Annotated in this window: 11 protein-coding genes, 2 tRNA genes and 31 pseudogenes; 17 read left to right on the top strand and 27 right to left on the bottom strand. The window is 71.3% G+C overall.

Translation table 11 applies throughout. The features are described from left to right. Positions 1-27: 27 nt before the first annotated feature. A pseudogene (locus UK94_RS42545) lies at positions 28-1,392 on the bottom strand (EAL domain-containing protein); the annotation flags it as partial. 1,394 nt (positions 1,393-2,786) lie between these two features. Continuing rightward, a complete protein-coding gene (locus UK94_RS07035) occupies positions 2,787-3,875 on the bottom strand; it encodes a transglutaminase family protein (RefSeq protein ID WP_041939766.1) in 1,089 nt (362 codons plus the stop codon). Positions 3,876-4,226: 351 nt separating this feature from the next. Between UK94_RS07035 and UK94_RS42540 the strand changes: the two are divergent. The 10 genes and pseudogenes from UK94_RS42540 to UK94_RS42495 form a co-directional block, all read left to right on the top strand. Further along, positions 4,227-4,366, top strand: a pseudogene (locus UK94_RS42540) (hypothetical protein); the annotation flags it as partial. 1 nt (position 4,367) lies between these two features. Continuing rightward, a pseudogene (locus UK94_RS42535) lies at positions 4,368-4,798 on the top strand (RNA degradosome polyphosphate kinase); the annotation flags it as partial. Between the two features lies 1 nt (position 4,799). Further along, a pseudogene (locus UK94_RS42530) lies at positions 4,800-5,234 on the top strand (RNA degradosome polyphosphate kinase); the annotation flags it as partial. 1 nt (position 5,235) lies between these two features. Next, a pseudogene (locus tag UK94_RS42525) lies at positions 5,236-5,538 on the top strand (RNA degradosome polyphosphate kinase); the annotation flags it as partial. A gap of 6 nt (positions 5,539-5,544) precedes the next feature. Continuing rightward, a pseudogene (locus UK94_RS42520) lies at positions 5,545-5,667 on the top strand (hypothetical protein); the annotation flags it as partial. A 1-nt stretch (position 5,668) separates the two neighbouring features. Continuing rightward, positions 5,669-5,742: pseudogene (locus UK94_RS42515) on the top strand (hypothetical protein); the annotation flags it as partial. A 1-nt stretch (position 5,743) separates the two neighbouring features. Then, a pseudogene (locus UK94_RS42510) lies at positions 5,744-5,955 on the top strand (hypothetical protein); the annotation flags it as partial. Position 5,956: 1 nt separating this feature from the next. Next, positions 5,957-6,139, top strand: a pseudogene (locus tag UK94_RS42505) (hypothetical protein); the annotation flags it as partial. Between the two features lies 1 nt (position 6,140). Then, positions 6,141-6,325: pseudogene (locus tag UK94_RS42500) on the top strand (hypothetical protein); the annotation flags it as partial. A gap of 1 nt (position 6,326) precedes the next feature. Then, positions 6,327-6,425 (top strand): hypothetical protein (locus tag UK94_RS42495; RefSeq protein WP_235486974.1); only part of this gene is annotated, 99 nt, incomplete at its 5' end. Between the two features lie 20 nt (positions 6,426-6,445). Here UK94_RS42495 and UK94_RS07025 read toward each other — a convergent pair. From UK94_RS07025 to UK94_RS42485, 4 genes and pseudogenes are all read right to left on the bottom strand, one after another. After that, positions 6,446-6,730, bottom strand: a complete 285-nt coding sequence (locus tag UK94_RS07025) for an HU family DNA-binding protein (protein WP_009742300.1) — start codon at positions 6,728-6,730, stop codon at positions 6,446-6,448. 546 nt (positions 6,731-7,276) lie between these two features. Next, positions 7,277-7,839 (bottom strand): 3-isopropylmalate dehydratase small subunit (gene leuD / locus UK94_RS07020; RefSeq protein WP_235486845.1); only part of this gene is annotated, 563 nt, incomplete at its 3' end. Positions 7,840-7,939: 100 nt separating this feature from the next. After that, positions 7,940-8,768: pseudogene (locus UK94_RS42490) on the bottom strand (aconitase family protein); the annotation flags it as partial. A gap of 1 nt (position 8,769) precedes the next feature. Beyond that, a partial coding sequence (locus tag UK94_RS42485) for an aconitase family protein (protein ID WP_235486843.1) occupies positions 8,770-9,337 on the bottom strand: 568 nt, incomplete at its 3' end. A gap of 156 nt (positions 9,338-9,493) precedes the next feature. On the opposite strand from UK94_RS42485, the pseudogene UK94_RS42480 reads away from it, so the two are divergent. The 5 genes and pseudogenes from UK94_RS42480 to UK94_RS07005 all read left to right on the top strand — a co-directional run. Continuing rightward, a pseudogene (locus tag UK94_RS42480) lies at positions 9,494-9,597 on the top strand (IclR family transcriptional regulator); the annotation flags it as partial. A gap of 30 nt (positions 9,598-9,627) precedes the next feature. After that, positions 9,628-9,709 (top strand): annotated as a pseudogene (locus UK94_RS42475) (IclR family transcriptional regulator); the annotation flags it as partial. Between the two features lies 1 nt (position 9,710). Continuing rightward, positions 9,711-9,909 (top strand): annotated as a pseudogene (locus tag UK94_RS42470) (IclR family transcriptional regulator); the annotation flags it as partial. A gap of 1 nt (position 9,910) precedes the next feature. Beyond that, positions 9,911-10,201: IclR family transcriptional regulator C-terminal domain-containing protein (locus tag UK94_RS42465; protein ID WP_235486841.1), on the top strand; the 291-nt coding region annotated here is incomplete at its 5' end. Positions 10,202-10,668: 467 nt separating this feature from the next. Beyond that, positions 10,669-12,813, top strand: a complete 2,145-nt coding sequence (locus tag UK94_RS07005; protein WP_041940999.1) for a serine/threonine-protein kinase — start codon at positions 10,669-10,671, stop codon at positions 12,811-12,813. Between the two features lie 258 nt (positions 12,814-13,071). Here the strand turns inward: UK94_RS07005 and UK94_RS42460 are convergent. From UK94_RS42460 to UK94_RS42450, 3 pseudogenes are all read right to left on the bottom strand, one after another. After that, positions 13,072-13,872: pseudogene (locus tag UK94_RS42460) on the bottom strand (ATP-binding protein); the annotation flags it as partial. A gap of 102 nt (positions 13,873-13,974) precedes the next feature. Further along, positions 13,975-14,339 (bottom strand): annotated as a pseudogene (locus UK94_RS42455) (sensor histidine kinase); the annotation flags it as partial. 1 nt (position 14,340) lies between these two features. Then, positions 14,341-14,652 (bottom strand): annotated as a pseudogene (locus UK94_RS42450) (sensor histidine kinase); the annotation flags it as partial. Positions 14,653-14,853: 201 nt separating this feature from the next. Here UK94_RS42450 and UK94_RS06995 point away from each other — a divergent pair. Continuing rightward, positions 14,854-15,138: a hypothetical protein gene (locus UK94_RS06995; protein WP_041941000.1), complete on the top strand. Its 285-nt coding sequence runs from the start codon at positions 14,854-14,856 to the stop codon at positions 15,136-15,138. Positions 15,139-15,255: 117 nt separating this feature from the next. Here the strand turns inward: UK94_RS06995 and UK94_RS06990 are convergent. From UK94_RS06990 to UK94_RS42380, 18 genes and pseudogenes are all read right to left on the bottom strand, one after another. Then, positions 15,256-15,328, bottom strand: a tRNA-Glu gene (locus UK94_RS06990). Positions 15,329-15,422: 94 nt separating this feature from the next. Continuing rightward, positions 15,423-15,494: transfer RNA gene (locus UK94_RS06985), tRNA-Gln, on the bottom strand. Positions 15,495-15,713: 219 nt separating this feature from the next. Beyond that, positions 15,714-16,378 (bottom strand): annotated as a pseudogene (locus tag UK94_RS06980) (fumarylacetoacetate hydrolase family protein); the annotation flags it as partial. Between the two features lies 1 nt (position 16,379). After that, positions 16,380-16,493: DUF2437 domain-containing protein (locus UK94_RS42445; RefSeq protein WP_235486970.1), on the bottom strand; the 114-nt coding region annotated here is incomplete at its 3' end. Positions 16,494-17,236: 743 nt separating this feature from the next. Beyond that, positions 17,237-17,374: pseudogene (locus UK94_RS42440) on the bottom strand (alpha-isopropylmalate synthase regulatory domain-containing protein); the annotation flags it as partial. Positions 17,375-17,410: 36 nt separating this feature from the next. Further along, positions 17,411-17,657 (bottom strand): annotated as a pseudogene (locus tag UK94_RS42430) (alpha-isopropylmalate synthase regulatory domain-containing protein); the annotation flags it as partial. 1 nt (position 17,658) lies between these two features. Continuing rightward, positions 17,659-17,730, bottom strand: a pseudogene (locus UK94_RS42425) (hypothetical protein); the annotation flags it as partial. Position 17,731: 1 nt separating this feature from the next. Continuing rightward, positions 17,732-18,266 (bottom strand): annotated as a pseudogene (locus tag UK94_RS42420) (citramalate synthase); the annotation flags it as partial. Between the two features lies 1 nt (position 18,267). Then, positions 18,268-18,841: pseudogene (locus tag UK94_RS42415) on the bottom strand (citramalate synthase); the annotation flags it as partial. Between the two features lie 428 nt (positions 18,842-19,269). Further along, complete coding sequence (locus tag UK94_RS06965) at positions 19,270-19,947, bottom strand: Crp/Fnr family transcriptional regulator (protein WP_041941001.1); 678 nt, start codon at positions 19,945-19,947, stop codon at positions 19,270-19,272. Positions 19,948-20,056: 109 nt separating this feature from the next. Further along, positions 20,057-20,439: pseudogene (locus UK94_RS06960) on the bottom strand (CBS domain-containing protein); the annotation flags it as partial. A 394-nt stretch (positions 20,440-20,833) separates the two neighbouring features. Then, positions 20,834-21,245, bottom strand: a pseudogene (locus UK94_RS42410) (aminotransferase class IV); the annotation flags it as partial. A 1-nt stretch (position 21,246) separates the two neighbouring features. Continuing rightward, positions 21,247-21,300, bottom strand: a pseudogene (locus UK94_RS42405) (hypothetical protein); the annotation flags it as partial. Position 21,301: 1 nt separating this feature from the next. Next, positions 21,302-21,461, bottom strand: a pseudogene (locus UK94_RS42400) (branched chain amino acid aminotransferase); the annotation flags it as partial. Position 21,462: 1 nt separating this feature from the next. Further along, a pseudogene (locus UK94_RS42395) lies at positions 21,463-21,518 on the bottom strand (hypothetical protein); the annotation flags it as partial. Position 21,519: 1 nt separating this feature from the next. Next, positions 21,520-21,760: pseudogene (locus UK94_RS42390) on the bottom strand (branched chain amino acid aminotransferase); the annotation flags it as partial. Between the two features lie 294 nt (positions 21,761-22,054). Next, positions 22,055-22,508: pseudogene (locus UK94_RS42385) on the bottom strand (isocitrate/isopropylmalate family dehydrogenase); the annotation flags it as partial. A gap of 1 nt (position 22,509) precedes the next feature. Then, on the bottom strand, positions 22,510-23,083 hold a 574-nt coding region (locus UK94_RS42380; RefSeq protein ID WP_235486839.1), incomplete at its 3' end, for an isocitrate/isopropylmalate family dehydrogenase. A 627-nt stretch (positions 23,084-23,710) separates the two neighbouring features. On the opposite strand from UK94_RS42380, the pseudogene UK94_RS42375 reads away from it, so the two are divergent. Next, positions 23,711-24,587: pseudogene (locus tag UK94_RS42375) on the top strand (EAL domain-containing protein); the annotation flags it as partial. Between the last annotated feature and the right edge of the window lies 1 nt (position 24,588).

Genomic DNA, 24,588 nt, shown 5'->3' with positions numbered 1-24,588 from the left:
GCAGGGACCGCCGCGCAGGCGACGTCGTCAGCCGCCCAGGTCCGCCCCTCGCATGGGCCTGGCGGCCGGCAGCCGGCCACCGGACGGGGGCCACGGCCGGATCGGGGGGAGCGGCAGCGGACCCGGCCGCGCAAAGAGGAATCCCTGGCCCAGCTCGCACCCAAGCTCCTCCAGCTCGGCGATCTGGCCCTCGCGCTCGATGCCCTCGGCCACGACGACGGCGCCGAGCGCGTGTGCCAGAACAATCATGGAGCGGCGCATCGCCGCGGCCCGGCCCCCGTCCTGCGGCGGCTCCAGCAGCGTCCGATCCAGCTTCACGACGTCCACGGGAAGCAGGTGCATCGCGGCAAGCGTGCTGTTGCCCGCGCCGACGTCGTCCAGAGCGACGGCGACGCCCAGCGCACGCACCTCGTCGAGCACCTCGCGCGCACCATGCAGGTCGTCGATCCGGCTCGTCTCGGTGATCTCGACCACCAGGCGCCGGGGATCGAAGCGACTGGCGGCGAGCGCGCGGGCAACGCTGTCGAGCAGGGTGGTGTCGGTGACCCTGCTGGCCGAGACGTTCACGTGCAGGCGCAACGTGGAGTCCGGGTAGGCCAGCGCTATCTCGGCGCAGGCCTGGGTGAGGATCGTGTCGTCAAGCGCGCCGACGATGCCGCCGTTCTCCGCCGCGGCGACGAAGGTGCCGGGCGGCACCGGCCCGCGGCCCGGCGCCGTCCACCGGGCGAGTGCCTCCAGGGCGACGGGACTGCGGTCGCGCAGGCGCACGATGGGCTGGTAATGGACGTCGAACCCGGCCGATCGGCCACCCCGGCGCAGCGCGGTGGCCAGTGCGTCGGCGAGATGGGTGCCGGCGACGAGGTGGGGGCCGGCAGTGACGCACTGCCCGGGCCGATAGACGACCAGGCGGTTCTTGCCCGTCCGCTTCGCCGCGTGCACGGCTGTGTCGGCCCGGCGCAGCAGGGCCTCGGTCGTCTCCTGGGTGCGGCCGGCCACGACCAGCCCCACGCTGCCCCGTACGGCCCAGTGATGGCCACCCACCGACACGGGTTGGCGCAGGGCCGCGAGCACGCGTTCGGCAACCGTCTCGGGCAGCTCCCGCCCCCCGTCGAGCAGCACGGCGAACTCGTCGGAGCCCAGCCGGGCGACGGTGTCCGTGGCGCCCACGCAGTGTCGCAGGCGCTGGCCGACGGCACGCAGCAGATGGTCCCCGGCCGCATGACCGAGGCTGTCGTTGATGATGCGGAAGTCATCGAGGTCGCAGTACAGGACGGCGACGTCCCGACCGTCGTGACGGCTGGCGGCGAGGGCGTCGGTCAGCCGCCGGTGGAACAGTGTGCGGTTGGCGAGCTCGGTGAGCGGATCGTGGGACGTCCAGTGCCGCGCCTCGCGNTCGGCGTTCCCGACGAGGGCGATCAGTCGCTGGCTCGCCCGCAGGGTGACCATCTGCCGGACGAGGACCGCGGCGATCAGGGCCGAGCCGACCACGATCTCGACCGGGTCGAGCACGACACCTGCCCTCGATCGGTCGAGCATCAGCGCGGCGACTCCCGCGGCGGGCACATAGGGCAGCGCAAGACGCAGCCAGCCGACGAGGTCGCCGCATGGCCTGTCCCGGGCCGCCCGGACGCCGTCGCCCGCCCAACCCGCACGCCACGCAGCCAGGACGACGAGCAGAGCGCCGATCACCGCGCCAAGGCCCGCCAGCGAGCTCCCCAGTCGGCCGGCATCGCCGCCGACCTGCGTGCACCAGGCTCCGACCACGGCCAGGAACACCAGGCCGGTCCCGGCCGCGGCGACGGCCGGCAGGTCGACCGGCTGGCGAAAGCCCGCGACGTGCAGGACCGCGAGCNCCAGGACGAGGACGACGATCGGGTGCGCGACCATTATCAGGTGTCGCAGCACCCCGACGCCGCTTTCGCCCCCTGCGACGTCGGCGGCGTCGGCCTCACCGAGGCCGGCCAGGATGCCCGACCAGGTGAGCAGGAACAGTGAACCGCCAAGGATGATCTCGTCCAGAGCGGTGGACGGAACGCCGACGAGCCCGCCGGTGGACCGGAACCCTCCGCCCGCGCCTCCCCCGCCACCACCTCCCGGGTCACCATCGCCACCCGCACCGCCGGCCCCGCCGGCGGACCGTACGCCGTCGGCGAGGCGGCTCAGCCGTGTGCCTGCGCCGACGGGCCAGCCCGTCTCGCCCCGTCCCCCGCCCGAGGTCGAGGAGGCGAGCAGCGAGCAGCGGGCCCGGGAACGCCGCGCCCGGCTCGCCGGTACCGCAGCGAGCGCGGCGAGGGCCAGGACGGGCATGGCGAGCTGCCCGGCGTCGGCGAGGTACCCGACATCCGCGACCGACGGGCGGGCGGTGGCGAGCCGATCCCAGCGACGCAGGGTCCAGGCCGCCTGCCCCACGGTCCAGGCGGTCAGCGCGAACGCCAGCCAGACCAGCCAGCGGCCGCGGGGCCGGCCGAGCCGGCGCCCGGCCCATGCGCAGCTCAGCGTCGCGATCAGGCCGGCAGCGATTGCGGCGGCGTTGACGAGCATCCCCTGTCCCGCCCTTCNCCCCGTGCGTCGGCCGCCTGGGACAGAGGATCCTTGAGCGACGGAAACAACCAGGCAAATCACCGCATGTCATCAACAAGCGCGTGGACGCCCGTCGCCAAAGTAGCGCGTGACCGCTCTACCACAAAGAGTAGGTAGATGCCTCGCGTGCCGCGCGGTCCTCTCGGGCGTTCACCGTGGCGACCGTCACGCTCCGACCCCTGGAAGCGGCGCACCCCGACGGGGAATCACGACACGGGTTGGACGTCGACGACGGTGACCTGCTGACTGGCGGCCAGGGTCCCCCGCCCCGCTCCGGTGTACCAGCCGGACGTCGGCGCGACGTCGGAGTAGTCGCGGCCGACCGCGATCGTCACGTAACGAAGATCCGCAAGCCGGTCGTGGCACGGATCGTAGGCGACCGCGAGAGCGCCGGGTTCCCAGCTGGCCGCGCCGGTCGCCACCCCTCCCTCCGCGCCGGTCCGGGGAACGCCATCGGCCGCCCCATCGCTCATGACGACCTCCACCCAGGCATGCGACGGGCCGTCCCCGACGAGATGCCCGGACACATAGCGGGCGGGCAGCCCCGCCGCGCGGCACAGGGCGAGCATCACATGCGCCTGGTCCTGGCAGACCCCCGAGCCGCCGGCAAGGGCCTGGGCCGCGGTGGTCGTCACGTCCGTGCTGCCGGGGACATAGCGGATCCGGCTGTGCACCCAGCCGCAGAACCGGCGTGCCGTCGCCGCCGGATCGTCGGTGGCCAGGGCGCGGGCAGCCGCGGTGAGCGCGGCGTCCGGCGCGGTCAGTGGGGTGGCGTCGAGCAGCCGACGGCCGGCGAGCGCCGTGGCCCGCAGCCAAGGCCGGGCACCCCCGGCAATTCGGTCGACCGTCACGGTCACCTCGAAGTCGAGTCTGGGCGGTACCCGGTCGAGGCGCACCAGCGCACTGCGCGTCCCGTCGGCGCCACGTCGCCAGGTGGTACGCGCCGCGTCGGAGGAGACCGCCAGCCGAGCGTCGCGGACGGTCTGGTCGCCATGTCTATTCGGCGGGACCACGACGAGCCGGTGCACCAGATCAATGGCATCGCCGTCGTAGGTGTAGCGGAAGCGCTGCGTGACCCGATAGGTCACCCGCGTTCCAGCCGGCAGGGCGGTCAGGTCGATCTGTGCAGTCGGGTCGATCTGTGCAGTCGGGTCGATCTGTGCAGTCGGGTCGGTGAAGTCGGTCAGGTCGGCGGCAGCCGCCCCTGGATGGTCCCCGGCGGGCAGATCACCCCCGGACGCCGTCGGGGGTTGCGGCAGCGTCGCAGCCCCGCCTGGTTCGAACGGATCCGCCATCCTCACCCGAGGTCTCCCCGCTCCAGCACCAGCCCGCCATTGCATGTGATATCAGACACACAGCGCACACTTGACCGAGGAACGGCCACAAGGACCAGTTTCGAGAGGAAAGACCGGTCAACGGCGGATGTTTCCATCACGCTGCCGATCGTCGCCTTCGACTGTTTCCACGCCGTTAACCATGGCTCCCGGAACCCGACGCGCAACCACCGAGCGGCGACCAGACCACTACAACGGGCACGGATCGAACCGGTGGCCCGCCGTGATGCCCCCGATGCGTCATCACCACCGCCGTATCCGGACATCGTCCCGCGCTGCCGAGTTCACCGTCGGCTGGCACCATCTACAGGCATGAGCGAGCTGGTGGCGACCCGTCCAGAACAGCCTCAGCGCAAGGCCCGCAGCGGCCTGCTCGAACCTCTGGAGGCGCCCCGCCCGCCCGCGCCGTCCGATCTGCCGGCCGATCGGTTCATCAACCGCGAGGCGTCGTGNCTCGATTTCAATGCCCGGGTGCTCGCGCTCGCGGAGGACGTCGCCACGCCCTTGTTGGAGCGGGCCAAGTTCCTGGCGATCTTCGCCAGCAACCTCGACGAGTTCTACATGGTCCGGGTCGCCGGTCTGATGCGCCGCGAGGCCACCGGGCTCGCGGTCCGCTCGGCCGACGGCCTGAGCGCACGCGAGCAGCTCGACCTGGTCAGCCGGGCGACCGCCCAGCTGACGGAGCGGCACTCGCGCTGCTTCACCGACGAGGTCGTGCCGTCGCTGGCGCACGCCGGGATCAGCATCCGGTTCTGGTCCCAGCTCAGCGAGGCCCAGCGGGAACACCTGCACGACTATTTCCACGAGCAGATCTTCCCGGTGCTCACCCCGCTCGCGGTCGACCCGGCGCATCCGTTCCCCTACATCAGCGGCCTGTCGCTCAANCTCGCTGTTCAGGTCCGCGAGCCGGGCGGGGAGGTCGACCACTTCGCCCGGGTGAAGGTGCCACAGAACGTGCCGCGGCTGGTCGCCGTCGCGGTGGATCCGGCCGCGGACTTCCCCGCCGATGGCCCGACGCCGGCGCAGAGCGCCTGTTTCGTCCCGCTCGAAGAGTTGATCGCCGCCCACCTCGACCAGCTGTTCCCCGGAATGGAGGTGATCAACTCCCACCTGTTCCGGGTCACTCGCAACGCCGACCTCGAGGTCGAGGAGGACGAGGCGGAGGATCTGCTGCAGGCCCTCGAGCGGGAGCTGGCCCGCCGACGCTTCGGTCCCGCCGTCCGGCTGGAGGTCGACGACGACATCGATTCCGACCTGCTGGCGCTGCTCATGCGCGAGCTCGAGGTGACCGAACGGGAGGTACACCGAGTCGCGGGAATGNTGGACCTGTCGGCCCTGTGGGCCCTGTACGACGTCGACCGGCCGGAGCTGAAGGACGCGCCCCGGGTACCGATCACTCATCCTCGACTGATCACCGAAGAGGGGGAAACCCCCGACTTCTTCAGTGTGCTGCGCGAAGGTGACATCCTCGTTCACCATCCGTACGACTCGTTCACGACCTCGGTGCAGAGGTTCATCGAACAGGCCGCCGCCGATCCGCACGTCCTGGCCATCAAGCAGACGCTCTACCGCACGTCGGGCGACTCCCCGATCGTGGATGCCCTCGTCTCGGCGGCCGAGGCGGNCAAGNAGGTCGTCGTGCTGGTCGAGATCAAGGCGCGGTTCGACGAGAGCGCCAACATCCGATGGGCGCGGGAGCTGGAGCGGGCCGGCTGCCACGTCGTCTACGGTCTGATCGGGTTGAAGACCCACTNCAAGACCTGCCTGGTCGTCCGGCAGGAGCGCGGAGGGCTGCGCCGGTACTGCCACGTGGGCACCGGCAACTACANCCCCAAGACCGCGCGGCTCTACGAGGACCTCGGCCTGCTCACCGCCGATCCGGAGGTGGGCGCCGACCTCACCGACCTGTTCAACGTGCTCACCGGGTACAGCCGGCAGACCGAGTACCGATCGCTGCTGGTCGCTCCGCAGCACATGCGGGACGGGATCCTGCAGCGCATCTCCGCGGAGGCGCGGGCGGCGCAGGAGGGCCGTCCGTGCGNCATCCGCCTCAAGGTGAACAGCCTGGTCGACGAGCAGGTGATCGACGCGCTCTACCGCGCGTCCATGGTGGGTGTTCCCGTGCACTGCCTGGTGCGGGGTATCTGCGCCCTACGGCCCGGCGTACCGGGCCTGTCGGAGACGGTGCACGTCCGGTCGATCCTCGGCCGCTTCCTGGAGCACAGNCGGGTCCTGGAGTTCGCGTCCTCGGACGAGTTCTGGATCGGTAGTGCCGACATGATGCATCGCAACCTGGACAGGCGGATCGAGGCGCTCGTCCGGGTGCCGCATCCGGAGCGCCGCGACACCGTGCGCCGCATCCTCGATCACGCCTTCTCCGACGAGGTGTCCGGGTGGGTGCTGCAGTCCGANGGCCGGTGGGAGAGGCGGACGGCCGGACCGGACGACGTCCGGCTGTCGGACTACCAACACGACCTCATGGCCGAGGCCATGCGGCGCGGGCACCGGTAGCCCGGCGCCCGCACCGTGGATCAGTCGCCGCTCGCGGAGACGCTCGACTTGAACTCGGAGCCGGGCCGGAACTTCGGCACCACCGAGGCCGCGACGTGCACGGGCTCGCCCGTCGCCGGGTTGCGCCCGGTGCGCGCGGCCCGCTCGACCCGCTCGAACACGCCGAATCCGGTGATGGTCACCTTCTCGCCGCTGGCGACGGCTTCCTGAATGGCGTCGAACACGGCGTCGACGGCTTTGGTGGCGTTCGACCGTCCGCCCTCGATCTGCTGGGCGATGCGGTCAACCAACTGGGACTTGTTCACAACAACCTCCGGACGCCCCCCGCAGGCGCGGGGTGGGGAGCAGATCGGGCATCACACTGCGCTGCACCGTAGGCATCTCCACTGTCGAGGGCAATTCCCACGAGCGTGTCGCGTCACACAAACCCGCACGTCAACGGGTTCGAGCCAGTGGGCGACGGGATGCGTGCTGTACGGCCAGCGCGCAGCATCCGGTACTTTCATCACGTTGAGTAACGATAGGCGTCTGTTTTTTTGGGCACAATGTCACGCTTTGGTAGCCAGCCGCCTCCGCCACCGTGGGACCAGCTCTGCTACGTAATCGACCAAACGCCACAGGCGATGACGGACGAGGCGGCGTCAGTCGGTAGTCGGCCGCCCACTCGGGCGGACCTGCCCATACATCGGCCCCGATGTTATTTTCATCACATCGGGGCCGATGGTCGAGTAGGGCGGCCGAATCGACTGTGCCGCAGTCCTGCGCCCGGCCGGCACGCAACCCCCCGGCGGAGCCGCTGCCGACGTCGCAGCGCCCGCCCGTGGCACTACACCGCCGAGGGCAGCCAGGCNGGCCGGGTCGCCTCGAAGCCGGTGATCAGCTCCTCGTGCCGCAGCGTCAGGCCGACGTCGTCGAGCCCCTCCATCAGCCGCCAGCGGGTGAAGTCGTCGAGTTCGAACGGGGCCACCAGTCCGGCTCCCCGCACCTCGCGCGCGGCCAGATCGACAGTGATCTCGACGGACGGGTCCTGCTCCGCGGCCGTCTGCAGGGTCTCGACCGTCTCCGCCGGCAGCTGAACCGGCAGCAGCCCGTTGCCGAGCGCGTTGCCCCGGAAGATGTCGGCGAACCGGGGCGAGATCACCGCCCGGAAACCGTAGTCCTGCAGCGCCCACACGGCGTGCTCACGCGACGAGCCGGTGCCGAAGTCGGGGCCCGCAATCAGGATCGACGCCTCGGCGTAGGCCGGGTTGTTGAGCACGAACCCCTCGTCGGCCCGCCACTCGGAGAACAGACCGGCACCGAACCCGGTGCGCTCGATGCGCTTGAGCCACTCGCTCGGAATGATCTGGTCGGTGTCGACGTCGCTGCGCCGCAGCGGCACGGCCCGACCGGTGTGAATCGTGAACGCCTCCATCGCCGGAAACGCTCCCCTCTGGACGATGTCGTGATCGGATGGCGGTCGCGGTCGCGGGCACCCGCCGGTTCGACGGGAACGGCGACCACGCAGGCGCGGCCTACAGCTGAGCCGGGGCGGTGAGCTGGCCGGTGACCGCGGTGGCGGCGGCGACCGCCGGCGAGACGAGGTGGGTCCGCCCGCCCGGACCCTGGCGTCCCTCGAAGTTCCGGTTCGACGTGGACGCGCTGCGCTCCCCCGGACGCAGCGTGTCCGGGTTCATCCCGAGGCACATCGAGCAGCCGGCGCTGCGCCACTCCGCCCCCGCGGCCCGGAAGACCTCGTCGAGCCCCTCCGCCTCGGCCTCGGCCTTGACCTGCATCGACCCGGGGACGACCAGGGCCCGGACACCGTCGGCCACGCGTCGGCCACGCAGCACGTCGGCCGCGGCCCGCAGGTCGCTGAGCCGGCCGTTGGTGCAGGAGCCGATGAAGACCGTGTCGACGGTCACCTCGGACAACGGCGTTCCCGCCGTGAGTCCCATATAGGTCAGCGCACGTTCGACGGAGGCCCGCGCGGCCGGGTCCGCGTAGTCGGCGGGCGCGGGGATCAGCGATCCCAGCGGCGCCGCCTGGCCCGGATTGGTCCCCCAGGTCACGTACGGGGTGAGGCTCGCGGCGTCGATGACGACCTCCCGGTCGAACACGGCGTCGTCGTCCGAGGCCAGCGTGCGCCAGTAGGCCACAGCCTGGTCCCAGTCCGGTCCGGTGGCGGCGTGTGCCCGACCGGCGAGGTACTCGAACGTCGTGTCGTCGGGAGCGATCATCCCGGCCCGCGCCCCGGCCTCGATGGACATGTTGCAGACGGTCATCCGGCCCTCCATCGACAGGCCCCGGACCGCCGCGCCGCGGTACTCGATGACGTGCCCGGCACCGCCACCGGTGCCGATCNGGGCGATGATCGCCAGGATGAGGTCCTTCGCGGTGACGCCGGCCGGCAGGTCGCCGTCGACCGTGACCGCCATCGTCTTCGGGCGGCTCTGCGGCAGCGTCTGGGTTGCGAGCACATGTTCGACCTGGCTGGTGCCGATGCCGAAGGCCAGCGCCCCGAACGCGCCGTGGGTGGAGGTGTGGCTGTCGCCGCACACGATCGTCATCCCCGGCTGGGACAGCCCGAGCTGCGGGCCGACGACGTGGACGATCCCCTGGCCGGGGTCGTTCATCGGGTACAGCCGCACCCCGAACTCCGCGCAGTTCTTGCGCAGCGCCTCGACCTGGGCCGCGGAGATCGGATCCGCGATCGGCGCGAGCGTGTTCGTGGTCGGCACGTTGTGATCCTCGGTGGCGAGGGTCAGGTCGGGACGGCGCAGCGGCCGCCCGGCCAGCCGCAGCGCCTCGAACGCCTGCGGCGAGGTGACCTCGTGCACGAGGTGCAGATCGATGTACAGCAGATCCGGTTCACCGTCGGCGCGGCGCACCACGTGGGCGTCCCAGACCTTCTCCGCGAGTGTGCGCCCCATGGCCCACTCCCCTCCCTGCGCCGGGCAAGCTGCCCGCGCGGTCGTCCGACTGTCCTGAGTTCGGGGTCGTGCCACGACCAGGTGCCGCGCCGTCGACCCGATCCTGCCATCTCAGCATCCTTGCCATCCCATTATTTGGGATGGCAGTATCAACTTATGGAACAGCCTAGCGGAGTCGGGGTCCTGGACAAAGCAGCACTCGTCCTGGCCGTGGTGGAGCAGGGGCCGGCCTCCCTCGCCGACCTGGTGGCTCGGACCGGNCTCACCCGGGCGACNGCACACCGCCTGGNCAGTGCGCTCGAGATTCACCGCCTCGTCGGACGGGACGGCGCCGGCCGGTTCGTCCCCGGCCCGCGGCTGGCGGCCGGGGTGNCCACCCCGCTGCCGTGGGACGTGCTCGACCGAGCCGACCGAATACTTACCGACCTGCGCGACGTCACCGGAGAGAGCACCCAGCTCTACGTCCGGCGCGGCGCGCTGCGACTGTGTGTGGCCGCCTCCGAACGGGCGAGCGGCCTGCGCGACACGGTGCCGGTCGGCGCCGCGCTGCCGATGACGGCGGGGTCAGGGGCNCAGGTCCTGCTCGCGTTCGCGGATCACCCCGCCCCCGACCTGCTTGCCGCCGCACCGTTCGACAGCACGACGCTCGCCCTGGTGCGCGAGCGCGGGTGGGCCGAGAGCGTCGGCGAGCGGGAGACCGGTCTGGCCTCGGTGTCCGCCCCCGTGCGCGGGGAGTCGGGGGCAGTGATCGCGGCGGTGTCGCTGTCCGGCCCGCTGGAGCGCCTGACCCGATCGCCCGGGCGCCGGCACGGGGCGGCCGTGCTCGCCGCGGCGGCACGGCTGTCGACATCGGCCGTCGACTGACGCATCCACCCGCCGTCAACCCCAGGCCACCGGAGATCGGCCGGCCGGCCCGTCCGGTCGGGCCCTGCGTGCGGCTGGCGTGACCACGCGGACACGTTTTCCCCGCTTGTCCTGGCTTTCTCGAGATTGCGGATGCCCCGATCGGGCCCCACAACCAAACGGAACGCGGACTACGCCCGCCGGGCGCATGTCGGCGTCCCGGTGGCACGGGTCTCCCCCGCCGCAGGCAGTGTCCTTCCGCCGTCGTAGCCTGTTCGAGTCGTCCGTCTCGGATGATCGGAGAAGTAGGCCGGATGACCCAGTGGGGTCATTGCCATCCAGCGAGCAAGCGATATAGGTCGCCCGCGCACTGGGGGCGCCCGTCCGGAGGACTCTTCCGGGTTCCGCATGGCCGGGCGGTCGCCGCCCGCGGCGGCGCCGCCGTAGGTTCGGCCGCCTCGTGCGGCGCCAAGGAGGGACAGGGCGCGGTGCGCAAACTGGGTTCGCGGTACGTACTGCACGAGCTGCTCGGGCAGGGTACGACCGGCCAGGTCTGGCGAGGTGTCCGGGTCCAGGACGACGCCGCGGTGGCGATCAAGGTGCTGCGTCCCGAGCTGGCGGGCGACCCGGAAATCGTCGAGCGGTTCCTGCGGGAGTGGGATCTCCTCGTGGATCTCGACAGCCCCGATCTGGTCGCCGTCCGCGACCTCGTCAACGAGCCGGACGCGCTGGCCATCGTGATGGATCTCGTCGAGGGCCACGACCTGCGGGCGCACCTGCGCGAGTTCGGCCCGCGGCCGGCCCAGGAGGCGGTCCGGCTGGCGATCGGCACCCTCTGGGCGCTCGACAGCGTGCACGCCGCCGGCATCGTCCACCGGGATGTCAAGCCCGAGAACATCCTCATCGACACCTCCCAGCCCGACCGCCCGATCGTCCGCCTCACCGACTTCGGCATCGCCCGCGTGATCAGCACTCCGTCCCGCATCAGCGCGACCGGGCCGATCGGCACCCCCCTCTACATGGCGCCCGAGCTCGGCACCGGCGCCCCGCCGACCCCCGCCGCCGACGTCTACTCGGCGGGAGTGGTGCTCTACGAGCTCCTTGCCGGATCGCCCCCGTTCGACTCGACGAATCCCGCGGAACTGCTGCGGGCGCACCGGGAGGACGACCCGCAGCCCATCGCCGGGGTGCCGGCGCCGGTGTGGGACGTGCTCGTCGGCATGCTTGCCAAGTCCCCGCGGCGACGGCCGGCGAGCGCCGCCGACGCGGCCGACGACCTCAGCGACGCGCTCGAGGTGGGCCTGCGCGGCGCTGCGGGCGCCTCCGACAAGCGCGACCGGGCCGGCGCCGCGCGCAGTTCGGGACCCGGCGCGCTCCCCGACGAGGCGGCGCCGACCGGCGCCTTCCACCGGCGGGCCGGCGAGCGGCCGGCAGCACCGACCGCCACCCGGCGGGTGGTCCGGCCCGCGGCGGCCGTCGGGGCCGCCGCGGGCGCCGGTGCCTGGAACGACCTCGAACACACCCAGATCGCGGGCAGCCTCACCGCGGCCGCGACGAAGGTCAACGGCTGGAACGGCGGCGAGCCCGAGCACACCCGGATCGCCCCGGTGACCGGCACCCAGAGCGGCGATCGCGGCGGTTGGGACAGCGACGCGCCGACCGGGATGAGCCCCGCGGTACGCGTTCCCGCCCGCTCCGGTGGCCCCGCCGCCGACACGAACACGGTGATGTCGGCGATTCCGGCCAGCAAGCAGCCCGGAGCGTCCGGCGGAGCCGCCGGGGGCGGTTCACGGGCGGCGGCCGACCGCCGCCGGCGCACCCGGATCGCGGCCGGTGCCGGTCTCGTCGTCGCCCTTGTCGCCGGGGCCGGGGGCTGGGCACTCGCGTCCGGCGGCAGCACCGACACGGCGTTGTCCGCCGACCTCGCCGTCGAGTCCTCGGCCGATCCGAGCGCGGGCGCCCCGGCCGCCGGTTCCCCCGGTGCCGGTGCGCCCGGCATCGCGGTCGGCGTCGATGGAAGTGCCCCCGGAGCAGTCGCCGGCCGGCCCGGGGCGAAGGACACCCCCGCGCCCGGCGCGCACCCGTCGGCCGGCGCCTCCGCCGCGGCCACGACCCCGGCCGGCAGCCCGACCGCGGGCAGCAGCCCATCGCCATCGCCGACCGACGATGGCACGGCGACGGTCCCCAACACCGAGGGCAGCGCGGCCGACACGGCGGTGAACACGCTGAAGTCCGCCGGTTTCACGAACGTCAACAAGACCTTCGGCTGCTACAACACCGGCAAGGCCGACAACGTCGCCCATCAGTCCCCGAAGACCGGCAAGGTCGCCAGGACGACGGCCATCAGCCTCCAGGTCGAGGACTGCGCCCAGGTCCCGAACGTCACCGGGATGTCGGAGTCGGACGGCAAGTGGCAGCTCTACTGGGCCGGCTTCACCTCTACCGCGGTCAACGGCGCGTGCGCCAACGGTGAGACGAGCAAGATCTCCGGGTACGCGCCGACAGGACAGCGCGCCCGGCACTCCACCACGGTGACGCTGACGGTGACCTGCACCAAGCCGGCCCCGGCCCCGACGACGGCCGCTCCCGCGCCGACCCCGTCGACAGCTCCCACGACGGCCACGAAGGCCTGACGCGATCGGGCGGGCCCCGGCACTCCTCCGCGGCCCGCCCGACTACCGGCGAAGCCGCGACTCCTGCCTCGCGTGCGGCGGGAGTCGCAGCCGACAGGTCCGCCCGTGCGGCGTGGTCGGCTACCCGGGACGGATCCCAGCTGCCGCCTCTCCGTCCGAACCAGATCGCGGTCATCACCGCCCCGGATCTCATCGAACACACGGCCGCCACCTGTTCGGCGTCTCGGCCGGCACAGGCGTGGGGGGTCAGGCCGCCGCTCAGCCGAGCTTGTCCATGGGCAGCGACCGGAGGTCGTCCCGGGCCAGCGGACCGCCGCCCAGCCGCCGCACGCGAGGCTCCTCGTCGTCCGCCCGGATGCTGCGGGGTAGCGGCATGGGCACCGGCAGCGCCGCCTCCGGCTCCGGCGTGAGGGCCGCGTGAGCGGTGGCCGCCCACAGGTCGACCTCGACGATGATCTCGCCGTTTTCCGACGACATCCGCAGCCGCCCACCGTGCACCTCGACGAGCCGCCGGACGACGTACAGGCCCATGCCGGCACCGTCGGTGGGCCGGGTGGCGGTGCCGTCCCGCTGCGTGAACGGTTCGAAGAGCTGGCGGATCGTGCCGGGGTCGAGGTCGGGCCCGGGGTTGCGGACGCGGAGAACGACCTCGTCGCCGACCCGACCCGCGATCAGCCGCACGGGCGCACCCGGCCAGGAGTGCACCAGGGCGTTGTCGACCAGGTTCGCCACCACCTGGATGAGGGCCTGCCGCGCCATCCGCACGGGTAGTTCGGGCGGCAGATCCACCGTGATGCTGCTGGGCGAGCTGGTGTACGACAGGTTGGCGATCACATGCCGGACCACCTCCGGCAGATCGGCGATGGTCGTCTCGTCCGTGCCGGTGGCCGTGGCGGCCGTCAGCATGTTCTCCAGCAGGCGAGAGAGCCGGTCGGAGTAGTTCACCGCGGCATCCAGCAGATCGTCGAGCTGGGCGTCGGAGAGCCGGTTGCGGCGCCGCTTGATGGTGAGCAAGTTCCCTCGGATTCCGGTCAGCGGCGTGCGGAACTCGTGCGAGACNGTCGCGACGAGGTCGCTGCGGATGCGGTCGGTCTCCTCCAGCCGGGCCATCAGGCTCTGCTGGCCCTCGTAGAGCTGCTGGCGGTAATGCTCCACCCGCCNCCGGGACTGCTCGTTGTAGTGCCAGAAGACCATCTGCGCGCAGGCGAGGGCGAAGATGAAACCCGCGTGCAGGCCGGCGAGCAGCCAGGCGTTGTCCAGCACCGCCGCGCCGGCGCTGACGATGTTTCCCATCGCCAGGTTCGCGACGAACACGAACGCGATGGCCAGCAGGTAGACCGTCCACTCCTCATACAGCGCGATCAACGCCACGACCACGAAGAAGTGGAAGTACATCGGGGTGAGGCCGTCGGAGATGTGCACGAGCACGACCGAGCAGCACAGCAGGCCGAGGCTCGCGGCAAGGGCACGGACCCGGCGCCGGCCGGGCACGACCGCGGCGGCGAACAGCAGGGCAGGCGGGCTGGNCGCCAGGAACCCGTGGGCGAGGCTCAGGTTCTGCCAGATTGCGTAGCCGACGATGACCGGCAGGTGCATCGCCAGCACCAGGCACATGAGGGTGTGCCGGGCCGTCCAGTCCTCGATCGGCAGACCGCGACCCTGCGGGAGCAGCGCGGTGAGGCGCCGGCCCATCCCCGGCTGCGATCCCCCGCCCTCGCCCTCCGGCCCCGCCGCCCCGGCCGAACGCAGCCGTCCGGCGCGGCGCGCGACGCGACCCGCGTGGGCGCTGCCGTGCCGGCGCCGGGCCCGTTCGGGCGTCGATGGACTGACGGTGGACATCCGCGCAAGTTTCTACCGTTCCAACCCGGGAGCACCATGGTTGTCAAGGGTGGTGTCGCATGGCGACAGTGCCCAGGTTTGACTAGGCCATCCGCACCACTCGGGACCGGGCTCAACGGAGCATGGCGCGAACCTTGGTCGCGCCGCCAGGCTGTGGTCCGCGAGGTGGCCCCAGGACGGCCGCCCATGGAGGAGGACACCGTGCCCCCAGTGGCCCTGACAGCCTCGACCGCGTCCGCGATCGTTCCGCCGACCGCGGGACGCGGCGGCCCGTCGACGGCCGGCGCCACCGACGAGCCCGCCGGGCCCGCCGTCCTGACCCACCCGGCCCGCCCGCAGCTTCGGCTCGTCGCGTCGGCCCAGGGTGGACTGGTCGGTCCCGAGGCCGAGGTGCACGGCTGGGGCGGTCCCGCCTCCTGCAGCTGCCGGGAGTGCGCGATGGCCCGCCACCCGGCTGCCATGCCCCGCCTCACCGTCGTGCGGTAGGCGGCACCTGGTCCCTGACATGACGATGGCCCCCGGAGGGAAATCCGGGGGCCATCGTGAGTTCTGGGAGGTGGNCATATCTCTGATCCTCTGCGAAGAAGGAAGATAAACCCGTTGTAGCCCCGACCGGATTCGAACCGGCGCTACCGCCTTGAGAGGGCGGCGTCCTGGGCCGCNAGACGACGGGGCCAAGACTTTCGCTATTCCGTGCTGAGGTGCACGTCGTACTGTACACGATACCGGAGCAGTCCATCGAAGCGGTGCAACTCCGACCTTTGGTGCAGCTGGGGTACCAGGACTCGAACCTAGACTAACGGAGCCAGAATCCGTTGGGCTGCCAATTACCNCATACCCCATGGGGCCCTGTTCGGGCGTTGCCCACTGTACCTCATGACGCGGGGTCGTCTGCGCTCCGGGGGTCCGATGCACACCCGTCATCCCCGACACCGCAGCCGTCCCGCGCCACCCCACCAGGGCAGGCGCCCGGGTGAGCCCCCGCAACCCGCAGAGCGGTGCGGGTTGTCCGGCCGGCGCAGGACCGAGGAATGCCCCACCCCGCCCGCGGGCGGGGGAACTCAGCGGGCCGTCACCGGGTTGGTCAGGGTGCCGATGCCCTCCACGGTCACCGCCACGGTCTGGCCCGGTCGCATCGGCCCCACCCCCGCCGGCGTGCCCGTCAGGAGCACGTCGCCAGGCAGCAGGGTCATGGCGGCGGACATGGCGGCGATGAGGGCGGGCACGTCGCGCAGCAGCAGCTTCGTGCGGGAGTTCTGCCGCAGCTCACCGTCGAGGGTGGTGCGGATCGAGAGGTCCGTGGGATCGAGCTCCGTCTCGATCCAGGGACCGATCGGACAGAACGAGTCGTGTCCCTTGGCCCGGGTCCACTGGCCGTCGGTCTGCTGCTGATCCCGCGCCGTCACGTCGTTGGCGCAGGTGTAGCCGAGCACCACGTCGAAGGCCCGCTCCGCGGGGACGTCCCGGCACAGTCGCCCGATGACGACCGCCAACTCCCCCTCGAAGTCGACCCGGTCGCTGTCCGGCGGGAGCGTGATCGGATCGCCCGGGCCGGAGACGCTCGTCGACGGCTTGAGGAACAGGATCGGGCGCTCCGGCGGGGTGTCACCGCCCATCTCCCGAACATGGTCGGCATAGTTCTTGCCGACGCAGAGCACCTTGCTGGGCAGGACCGGAGCAAGCAGCCGGACGTCGCCGAGCGGCCGCCGGGCGCCGGTGAAGGAGANGGGGCCGAAGGGATGGGGGGCGATGACCGAGATGACGGCGTTGCCCTCCTCGACCGCCCCCTCGACGACCCCGAATCCGGGCTCCGAACCATCGGTGAACCTCGCGATACGCACACCCTGACCGTATCCAGCCGGGCGACGGAACCCGGCGGCCGTCGCCGCGGGCGTCCGGCGAGCGCACCACGAGGCGGCGGCCTGTGATCGGGTTCGCCAGAACGCCGGGTGTGCCAGAGAATCGGGCCAGATCGAGTGACAGGTCCAGGCACCGGGCGGCAGCCGTTGCGGCCCGGCGTCCCGCCTGCCCGGTACTTCCGGCGCCGGCGGCGGTGAGCCCGTATCGGGCGTGTCACACCCGGATTGGAAGGAGAACGGTGAGCGAAATCGATACCACCCCCGTCTACGACGTCGGGGCGCCGGAGCCCAAGCCGATCGACGAGGAGCTGAGCGTCAAGCTGGGCCACCTTGCCGACGACGCGATCCTGCGCGGCAAGNCCAACGGGGACGAACGGTGCGACAACTGCCTGTACTACCTCGACACCGACAAGGACCTCACCTACTGCTGGCACCCGAAGCTGCGGATCCTCGTCGGCGGTGACTGGTGGTGCCAGTGGTGGGAGGAGATCCCGGAGGACTGACGGGCCGTCGGACGCGGCTGGTCGGTCCGATCGCGGCCCCCGGTGCCGCGGCACCCCCTGAGCCGGCCGCTGTGTGCCTGCCAGGGGGTGCCGTCGGGGCTCGTCACCCGAGCGGCCGGCGCGTCCCTCTGCCGACCCAGCCGCCCCAGCCGTGAACGCGGCCAGCCGATCAGCGGCTGNCGGCGGCTACGAGGCTGTTCAGGTCGCGTTCGGATCGGCGCGTCAGGTCGCGTTCGGATCGGCGCGCTCGCCCTGCCGCCGCAGCCCGTAGTTCACCGCGTCCTCGAGAGCCGACCAGGAAGCGGCGATGATGTTCTCGTCGACACCGATGGTGTCCCACCGTGACCGCCCGTCGCTGGTNCCGACCAGCACCCGGGTGACCGCGCCGGTGCCCTNCTTGCCGTCGAGGATGCGGACCTTGTAGTCGACGAGCTCCAGGTCGGCCAGGCCGGGGTAGGACTTCTCCAGGGCGTCACGCAGGGCGGTGTCGAGCGCGTTGACGGGCCCGTTACCCTCGGCCGTCGCGACCTGCCGCACCCCGTGCGAGCTGAGCTTGACGGTCGCCTCGCTGACCACCTGGCCGTCGGAGCGCTGTTCGACGATCACCCGCCAGGATTCCAGGGTGTAGAAGCGCTGGCGCCCCNTCACCTCGTCACGCAGCAGCAGCTCGAACGACGCCTCGGCCGCCTCGTAGGCGAACCCGGTGGCCTCGCGCTNCTTGACCAGGTCCACCACCCGGCCGAGGGCCTCACGCTCGTGGGACAGGTCGAGCCCCAGTTCGCGGCCCTTGAGTTCGATGGTCGCGCGGCCGGCCAGTTCGGAGACCAGCATCCGCATGTCGCTGCCGACCGCTGCCGGGTCGATGTGCTGGTACATGTCCGGGTCGATCTTGACCGCGCTGGCGTGCAGCCCGGCCTTGTGCGCGAACGCGCTGGCGCCGACGTAGGGCCGGTGGGGGTCCGGAACCGAGTTGGTGACCTCGTCGATGGCGTGGGAGACCCGGACGAGCTCCCGCAGCCGCCCCGGTGGCAGCGCCGCGCGGCCGAGCTTGGTCTCCAGGCCGGCGATGACGCTGAGCAGGTTCGCGTTGCCGCACCGCTCGCCGTAGCCGTTCGCCGTGCCCTGCACGTGGGTCACTCCCGCCTCGACAGCGACCAGGGTGTTCGCCACCGCGCAGTCGGCGTCGTCGTGGCAGTGGATGCCCAGCCGGGCACCGGTCCTGGCGAGCACCTCGGTGACGACGGCGCCGATGNGGGTGGGCAGCATGCCGCCGTTCGTGTCGCAGAGCACGACGACCTCGGCGCCGGCCTCGGCCGCGGCCGAGACGACCTCGAGGGCGTACTCGGGATGCACGCGGTAGCCGTCGAAGAAGTGCTCGGCGTCGAGAAAGACCCGCTTGCCCTCGGCCCGCAGGTGGGCGACGGTGTCCCGGATCATCGCCAGGTTCTCGTCGGGGCTGGTGCGCAACGCTCGCTCGACGTGCCGCAGATCCGACTTCGCGACCAGGCAGACCACCGGGGTGCCGGCCTCCCGCAGGGCCGCCACCTGTGGATCGTCCGCTGCCACTCGGCCGGCGCGCCGGGTCGCCCCGAAGGCGGTCAACACCGCGGTCGACAGCGTCAGCTCGGTGCGGGCCCGGGCGAAGAACTCCGCGTCTTTCGGATTGGATCCCGGCCAGCCGCCCTCGATGAAGCCGACGCCGAGGTCGTCGAGGTGGCGGGCCACCGCGAGCTTGTCACCGACCGAGAGCGACAACCCCTCCTGCTGGGTACCGTCGCGCAGGGTGGTGTCGTAGATGTGCAGGGAATCGGGATCGTATGGCCGCACGGGGGCGCCTCTCCGGTGGATCGGGGGCCGTGGGACCGCGTCGTCCGGCACGGCCGTCCCGCGTCCCACCGGGTCACGCACGGACCGTGCTCCGGCAGCGACGTCCGGCAGGGTTCGGGGACCATGGGACCGCCACGCGCCCGGTCCCATGGGTCAGCGACCGGAGCGCGCGACGGAGACGGGTTCGCCGCCGGGTGACAAGCCTACGAGGTAACAGACTCGACATGTATCGAGTGTGTTACGCGCCACAATCTACCCAGCTCCGCCACTCGCGGGATCGCTGAGCCGATCCCCGGAGGCCGCCCACGGCCCCGACCCCACCCCCATGGGGATCGCCGAAGGCGATTCCCGGAAACCACCCATGGCACCGACCACCAGCAGGGGTCCCCGTGGATTCGCGAAGCGAATCCACGGGGCTGCTCGGTTGCTCAGTCTCCGGCGAAGCGGCGCAGGCGGTCGACCTGGAGGATCGTGATCGTCTGCCCTTCCGACAGGATCCATGTGCGCCGTTCGAACTCGCGCAATGCCTGGTTGACGGACTGGCGGGAACCGCCGAGCAGCGAGGCGATCTCCGTCTGGGTGAGGCCGAGCTCGATCACCGGCCGGCCTGCTTCTCGCATCCGCAACAGCAACAGCTTCGCCACCCGGCGTGGCAGGTCGAGGAAGACGAGGTCGGCGTTGGCGCCGGTGAGCCGCCGGACGTGGGCGACGAGCGCCCGGATGAGCTGCTCGGCGACGGCCGGGCGTTCCCGGACAAGCTCCCATACGGCGGCCCGGTCGAGAACCAACGCCGTGCTGGGTTCCAGGGCCTCGACACTGGCGGATCTCGTCCCGGCTTCGACGATGTTGAGTTCGCCCAGCGTCTCTCGGGGGCCGGCGATGTTCAGCACGTGATCGCGCCCGTCGTCGGCCTTCGTGAGCACCTTGAGCCGCCCCGTGGCGACCACGAGGAGGGTGTCTCCTGGCTCACCCTCGGTGAAGACGACCTGCCCGCGGCGGAATCGCCGCGTGACCGCCCGTGAGGCGAGCCGCAGCAGGTCCTCCTCGTCCAACTCCTTCAGCAGCGTGGTCGCTCGGAGCAGGGCGACCGCCTCATTGTCGTGCATGCGGTGACCGTAGCGCCGTTGCTCCACCTGATGTTCCACAGCCACNGGGGTTTGCCGGTCCGAAGTGGACGGCGCATCGGGAACATCCTTGGCGTACGTCACGGACGCATCATACCGTTATATGTTGGTCACTCCAGCACCGCACCACGTCGCGCATGGAAAGAATTCCGGCCACTCCACCACCCGACGTGACGATAAGATGACGAAATCCTCCGCGCAGCATCGCGGCTGCCGCGTCGTCGAGCGACCAGGCTGGATCGGCGAAGACGACATCGCGGGTGAGGTGATCGCCGGCGATCTCGACATCCGGATCCTGTTCCGCCGCGATCGAACGGAGAATGTCCCGTTCGGTGAGAATTCCGTAGCCCTGACTGTCCGCGTCGTGGACGACCGCCGCGCCCACCTTGCGAGCGGCCATCAGCCGCGCAGCCTGGCGGAGCGTGTGGCCCGGACCGATCATGAGAACAAGGGAGCTCATCCCCTCCGACACACNCACGATGCCCTCCGAACCCCGCTATACCGTCCGAAACCTCGGCATACCATCCAGGGCCGCCGGTACCCGCCGGCGTCGACGGGGCCGTCCGCAGCGGTAATGCCGTCCACAGGCTCCGCGCTGCCCGCACGGCGCTTGTGCATTCGTGAAACCCGCTACTCGCGACGGTAGGCGCCGCGGAGCCCATTGGCCAGAGCGAAACGGGAATTACCGTGACCTCGTTGTGACCTCGACCACTCCGCTAATCGGTATTAATGCGGCCAAAGCGGGCCCATCCGCTTGCCAGGACGGGCCCAACCGTCGCCAGGAAGCCCGCACGTGGACTCCGCCGAGGCATCCCGCGGCCGCGTGCACCGGTGTGCCTCGACGGCGGGCGACGCAGCGCGGCTCCGCCTAGTTGCGGACCAGCTCGTTCCAGGATCGGTAGCGATCCAGTTCACCTCGCGTGGCCCGGTGGAAGATCTCCAGCAGCTCGCGAGTCACCGGGCCGGGCTTGCCCGCCCCGACCTGCCGGTCGTCGACTGAGACGATCGGCACGATCTCGGCCGCCGTCCCGGTGAAGAACGCCTCGTCGGCCAGGTAGAGGTCGGTGCGCACGACGTGCTGCTCGACCACCTCGTAGCCCTGGTCGGCGGCGATCTGCATGATCGAGGCGCGGGTGATGCCGCCCAGCGGCCCGTCGGTCAGCAGCGGAGTGATGACCTGACGGCCGGAGACGATGAAGACATTTTCCCCGGTGCCGTCCGCGATATGGCCGTTCGGGCTCGTCAGAATGGCCTCGTCGTAACCCGCCTTCACTGCCGCGNCCTTCGCCAAGGACGAGTTCAGGTACTGCCCGGACGCCTTCGCCGCCGGCGGGGNGATGTTGGGGTCGTTCCGCTTCCAGGAGGAGATCTGTGCTCGCACGCCGTTCGCCTCGGCCTCCTCGCCGAGGTAGGCACCCCACGGCCACACCGCGATCATCACCTCGACGGGCGAGGGCAGCGGGTTGAGACCCATCTCCCCGTAGCCGAGGTAGACCNGGGGCCGGATGTAGCAGGAGGAGATGTCGTTGACAGCGATGGTCTCCTTGGTGGCCNCCACCACCTCCTCCTGGGTGAAGGAGGGCTCCATCACGTAGATCTTCGCACTGCGGTAGAGGCGGGCGATGTGATCCGACAGCCGGAAGACGGCGGGACCTTCCGCCGTCTCGTAACAGCGGATGCCCTCGAACACGCCCCAGCCGTAGTGCAGGGTCGGGTTGAGCACGTGGATGCGGGCGTCGTCCCAATCGACGAGCTCGCCACTCATCCAGATCTTCGAGGTGGGGGTGATGGGCACAGCGCACTCCAGGCCAGGATCGACGAACCGAACAGGGATGACGAATTCGCCGATCATCGCCGTGGTGGGCCCCGTCGGCTGCCGTCTACCGGATCTACGGCTCCCACGTCGAGGATAACCACCTCGCCGCGCGGCGGGGAAAGCCGCGAGGACGACCGACGACGACCGGCACGAGCAGGCCGGCGCGAGCAGGCCGGCGCGAGCAGGCCGGCACGACCGGCACGGTCCCGGCGGTCGCACCGCCGGGGCTGGACGCCGGCGCGGCAAAGGTCGCGCCGGCCCGGGTCGAGCGGGCTAGCCGACCGCCCGCGCGGCGAGGTCCTCGCCGCGCTCTCGGGTCGACAGGGCCGCGGCTCCCGCACCCACCCGGTCCGCGAGCGACGCCGCGACCGCGGCCTCGACCCGTGCCGCCTCCTCGGCGTGCCCCAGGTGGTCGAGCAGCATCGCGACGGAGGCGACCGTCGCCGTCGGGTCGGCGAGCTGCTTGCCGGCGATGTCGGGCGCGCTGCCATGGACCGGCTCGAACATGCTCGGATGGGCGCCGGAGGGGTCGAGATTGCCGCTGGCGGCCAGCCCGATGCCACCGGTGATCGCCGCGCCGATGTCGGTGATGATGTCGCCGAACATGTTGTCCGTGACGATGACGTCGAACCGTCCCGGATCGGTCACGAAGAACATCGAGGCCGCGTCCACGTGCTGGTAGTCGACCCGCACGTCGGGAAACTCGGGCGCCACCTCGGCGACCGTGNGCGACCACAGGTCGCCGGCCTTGGTCAGGACGTTGTTCTTGTGCACGAGGGTGAGATGGCGGCGCTCGCGGCGAGCGGCGCGGCGGAAGGCGTCCCGCACGACCCGCTCGACGCCGTAGCGGGTGTTGAGGCTCTCCTCGGTGGCGACCTCGTGGGGAGTACCCCGCCGCAGCACACCACCGGCACCCGCGTACGGGCCCTCGGTGCCCTCGCGCACCACGATCATGTCGATCGTCGGATCGCCGGCCAGCGGCGAGGCGACCCCGGGGTACAGCCGCACCGGCCGCAGGTTGACGTGGTGGTCGAGCTCGAAGCGCAGGCGCAGCAGCAGGCCGCGCTCGAGCACGCCGCTGGGAACACCCGGATCGCCGACCGCGCCGAGCAGGATCGCGTCGTGACCGCGCAGTTCCTCGAGCACCGCGTCGGGCAGCGTCTCCCCGGTCTGATGCCAACGCCGGGCGCCCAGGTCGTACTCGGTCGTGTCGACCTTGGGGTGCACGGCCCGCAGTACCCGCAGCCCCTCCGCCACCACCTCGGGGCCGATCCCGTCACCGCCGATCACCGCAAGCCTCATGTGCCCGACTGTAGCCGGAACCGGCGGATCGGAGCGGCTCGACTCGATCCGGCGCCGGGGGCCCGGCGGGGACCGCGGAAGCACCGCGGTGAGCTTCCCGACCAGGACTGCGGGACGACGCGACGAGGGCGTCCTCGGACAGCACCCGAGGTGGACGCACGGTGACGGACGGACACGGTGGGATGAGCCGGTAGGCNGCCCGCTACCACAGGGCATCGCCGGACGACCAGCGAGACCACCACACCGCGGCCTGACGATTACCGATCGTAACTCTGGTCGGGTCGGCGCACGCGGGCTATCAGGTTCGTTGTTCCCGAATTGATGTGTGCTCTCCGGAGCACCCACTCCGACCTTGCGGCGCCGATACCTCAGAAAGTGAGGTGCATTGTCATGGTCGACAACAGATCGGTGACGATCGACGGCCCAGCCGCATAGAACACGCCGCCCCTGCCGGGCGGACGCAAGAAAGACGACAACCAGCAATCCGACCGCCACCCGCCGGTCACACAAAAGACCGCAGGATTCACAACTCCGGACGGTACTCGCGACCGGCGTCGAGGCCAGATGGTAAGAAACTCACTTACAGGACAGGTGCGACGTGCTTCGAGGCGAGGGGGTGCACGGCGCATGATTACTCGACAGCGGACTCCCGCGGGATCTCCATCCCGCGGCCGCTCCGATGTCGGCGACTCCGCAGAGACATCCGGCGAGGTGCCCGACGCCCGACGCACGGTCGCGTCCGCGGGCGCCGAGGCGTCGGGTGCGGCGAGTCCGCCGAGACTCACCGGTGGGGAACAGGACGCCTGCGAGGCCGACCACCCCGACCTGGCCCGGGTTCTCGCCGATCCCGCCGAGCCCGCGCTGTACTTCCAGCCGATCGTGGATCTGCAACGCGGGGTCATCGCGGGATATGAGGCGCTCGCCCGCTTCCACAGTCATCCGACGCACTCCCCCGACCGCATATTCGCCGCGGCGGACCGGCTCGGGCACGCGGCCGAACTCGAGGCCCGGGTTCTCGCGGCCGCGCTCGCGGCCCGTGATCGGCTTCCCGACCGGTGTTTCCTGGCCGTCAACGTCCTGCCGCACCTGCTGGACGAGCCCGTGGTCGCCGAGGTCTGGCAGGACGCGGACCTGCGCCGGCTCGTGCTGGAACTCAACGAGGCGGTCGACCTCGACGCCACCACCGGTCTGACCACCACCGCGAGCGCGCTGCGCAATCGCGGTGCCTTCGTCGCCATGGACGACGTCGGCTCCGGCTACGCCGGGCTACGGCAGCTCGCCCGGATCCGACCGGACTTCGTCAAGCTGGACCGCTCGCTGGTGGTCAACATCGACGACGACCAGGTCAAGATCGCCCTGACCGAGCTCGTCGGCAACTTCGCCAGCCGGCTGAACGGCTGGGTGATCGCGGAGGGCATCGAGCGGGGCGACGAGCTGGCCATGCTCGTCGCGCTCGGGGTGCCCCTCGGGCAGGGATTTCTCCTCGGTCGCCCGTCCGAGGGCTN

Source organism: Frankia sp. AvcI1, assembly GCF_001420875.1.
GTDB classification, from domain to species: Bacteria; Actinomycetota; Actinomycetes; order Frankiales; family Frankiaceae; genus Frankia; species Frankia alni.
Note: the sequence above shows the minus strand (reverse complement) of the source record. Positions and strands in the feature narration are given on the sequence as shown.

Coding starts and splice junctions, on each gene's coding strand:
- UK94_RS06965 (WP_041941001.1), bottom strand. CDS start 19,947: ATGCACGACAATGAGGCGGTCGCCCTGCTCCGAGCGACCACGCTGCTG.
- UK94_RS07035 (WP_041939766.1), bottom strand. CDS start 3,875: ATGGCGGATCCGTTCGAACCAGGCGGGGCTGCGACGCTGCCGCAACCC.